The sequence below is a fragment of the Flavobacterium sp. genome, from assembly GCF_035760125.1.
Classification (GTDB): Bacteria; Bacteroidota; Bacteroidia; order Flavobacteriales; family Flavobacteriaceae; genus Flavobacterium.
Window position 1 is genome coordinate 1 of the sequence record NZ_DASTTN010000349.1, and the last position, 2,787, is coordinate 2,787.

At 32.4% G+C, this 2,787-nt stretch carries 4 protein-coding genes; 2 read left to right on the top strand and 2 right to left on the bottom strand.

What is annotated here, in order from left to right:
- Positions 1-338 (bottom strand): group 1 truncated hemoglobin (locus VFS71_RS12515; protein WP_326401630.1); only part of this gene is annotated, 338 nt, incomplete at its 3' end.
- A 636-nt stretch (positions 339-974) separates the two neighbouring features.
- Between VFS71_RS12515 and VFS71_RS12520 the strand changes: the two genes are divergently transcribed.
- Positions 975-1,460 carry a hypothetical protein gene (locus VFS71_RS12520; RefSeq protein ID WP_326401631.1) on the top strand — a complete coding sequence of 162 codons (486 nt, stop codon included), beginning with the start codon at positions 975-977 and terminating at the stop codon, positions 1,458-1,460.
- Positions 1,461-1,516: 56 nt separating this feature from the next.
- Entirely contained in the window at positions 1,517-1,666 is a 150-nt protein-coding gene (locus tag VFS71_RS12525) for a hypothetical protein (protein ID WP_326401632.1), read from the top strand.
- 168 nt (positions 1,667-1,834) lie between these two features.
- Here VFS71_RS12525 and VFS71_RS12530 read toward each other — a convergent pair.
- The coding region (locus VFS71_RS12530; RefSeq protein WP_326401634.1) for a hypothetical protein at positions 1,835-2,787 on the bottom strand (953 nt) is incomplete at its 5' end.

Here is a 2,787-nt window from a genome sequence, read left to right on the forward strand (position 1 = left end):
TTTTTGGATTGCTCGTCAATGTTATTTTTGTCAAGAAAAGACATGATATCGTCCATCACACACAAGTATTCTCCTTGACTGATATTCATTCCAACATGGGCAGCGTGCATATCTTTGCCAGAGTACTGCTGTCGACCTCCACTGCCCATGACAAAAAACTCTATCACATGCTTTCTAACTTCCGCTAAATGCTCTGGGTCATCTTTTAGAGGAAGAAATCTTGCTTTAATGTCAGGGTTCACCATATGGGCTTCTATAACTTCGGTGGCAATAGTAGTTATTCCTTCTGTACCGCCTAGACGTTCGTAAAGACTTTTTTCGTTTGCATTATTTTCCATTTTTGATTAAGTTTTAAAATTATAGTTATTATTAAGTTACTTTCAAATAGTATGTTGACCAAAGAACTCAAAAAGAAAAAAATATAGTCTTCGGTTTGTGTAATAATACCCAGTATTTATTCTGTTTGCGGATAAATTACGTGAAATAAAAAAATAAAGCCCATCAAAATTAGTTAGGCAAGTGGTTTGTAGAAATAGGGGAGAAAAACACGAATATATAAGAGTAATTTACTGGATGTAAATGTCTTATAAAGTTAATAAAATATTTAAAATGAACTGATTTAAAAGTCTGTTTTATTATTCAAGATTCTAAAACATTCGATAGCTCGGGGTCGATTATTAATTTTTGGAGCAGAAATATTTGGCTCATTTGTCGACATTGGTCCCGCTTTCCGTTTCAATCTTTTGTGTTTCGTTAAAAAAAACGAGACACAAAAGGATTTCCACTACAATCGGGGCTAAAGGGAGAGATTTTTGAGTTTTTGTCATCATTCCCCAAAAAGAAACATTAATCGAATTTAGATTATTTATAAGAAAAATTACACGTTAAATTGATGTTAATTACATAAGGTAAGAATAGTTTTATGATTATTTTATCTAAATTCAATTATTATTAACTAAATAAAACTATTTTTTATGTCAAAATTGATTACAACCATTCCCGCTCCAGCAGTATTGACTGCTTTTACAACTGCGATTAATACCGCATTAACACCTTTGAATCCGTTCAAAATTAATTTGACCGATGAGGAAAAAAAAGGAACACGCTCTATGGCGGAAGGCAGGGAAGGGTATGCCCGATTAATTTCCAGAATTGCCAATCAATTTCCAAATTCATTGAGTCGTGCCGATGTTCCCTCAGAGCTTGCCAATTTTTTGGATTATTACAACAGTCTGGAGGCAAACAAAATGGCGCTAATGCAGGCGATGGAAACTATCGAAGAAATCCAGTTGGGTGCTGCAACTGATGTAATGACATTGGTTGACCGTTATACTATAAATCTACAAGTATCCAGAGGAAATGAAGGTTCTCTTGATCTTGCTATGGGTGAAGTGGATCAATGGAATAAGCGTTTTGCGCACAAAACAGAACCTGCAACTGAAATCCCTGCTGATTTATAGTTATATGATTTGATTGTATGTTTAAAAGCCAGCCTATTTTTAAGCTGGCTTTTTTTATGGTATGTTCTCCTATACTTTTGATAGGTTTTCCTATGTTTTTGGTAGGAGCTCCTATAGTTTTGATAGGAGCTCGTATAGTTTTGGTAGGAGGACCTACAATTTTGGTAAGAGCTCCCATAGTTTTGGTAGGAGGACCTACGGTTTAGATAGGAGCTCCTTTGGTTTAAGTAGGAGGACCTACGGTTTTGATAGGAGCTCCTATGATTTTGGTAGGAGAATTATGTTGGTTGCTCAGCGTGTGTGACGAAGTAGGGAGACTTCGTATAGCGCGGATTTAGCATCTGTTATTATCTGTTTTTTTATAATTTCTAAATTTAGAGATAAAGCTTTTGATTATATTTTTCCAATATTTCTTTAAATTTAGGATTGTCTCTGTATTTTTCTTTAATATCAGGATATAATCTATGGGTGGCGGCTCCGGCGTCAATAGCTTTTATTAGGTACTCATAAAATAAATCATCTTCACCGTTTGTTGAGTATATTACTGCTTTGGTTCCTAATAAAATCGCATCGTAACTTAATTTAAGTGCTGTATTAATAGATTCAAGCGCTTTTGCTATATCATTCTTTAAGCGATAATAGTTTGCATAACAATTCAAAATATCAGTTTTTGTATGGTTTAGTTTTTCTGCCATTTTTATATCACTGTATGCACTATCTAAATCATTTATATATAGATTCAAGTAAGCACGACTGTGAAAATTCTTAGGCTCTTTTGGATCTAATTTAATGGCCTCAGTAAAAGAATTAAGGGATTTTTTAAAATCTCCTAACTCTTCTAACTTTGAACCTTTCATTCTATGATATTGTGAATTATTTTCATTAATCATTAGCAATTTATCAATATAAAAAATGCATTTTGATATGTTTTCAATTCTATCATAACACCAAAACAAGCCATCAAGATTAATTTCAATGTTTTCGTCAATATTAGCAATTTTTAAACGGGTGGATAATTCTTCATCGTAATACTTATTATAGTAACAACTGTTTGCAAGATTTAATAGAACATCTATGTCATTTGGACTTAATTTTTCTGCATCTTTCAAATTGGTAATGGCTTGACCCCATTTTTTTTCTTTCATAAAGTGTAAACCGAGTGCTTTATGTTTTTCTACTTGGTTTAGTAAATATTCTTTTATTGGGGTTTCTGTAATAGTCAAATGATATTTCAATTTTTCAGTATGTTGAAATTTTGGAAAAAACTTATAAAAATTAATTAATTCATGAACATAAATTGAGAAAGGGTAAAATAAAGAATTATAAT

Coding starts and splice junctions, on each gene's coding strand:
- VFS71_RS12520 (WP_326401631.1), top strand. CDS start 975: ATGTCAAAATTGATTACAACCATTCCCGCTCCAGCAGTATTGACTGCT.
- VFS71_RS12525 (WP_326401632.1), top strand. CDS start 1,517: ATGGTATGTTCTCCTATACTTTTGATAGGTTTTCCTATGTTTTTGGTA.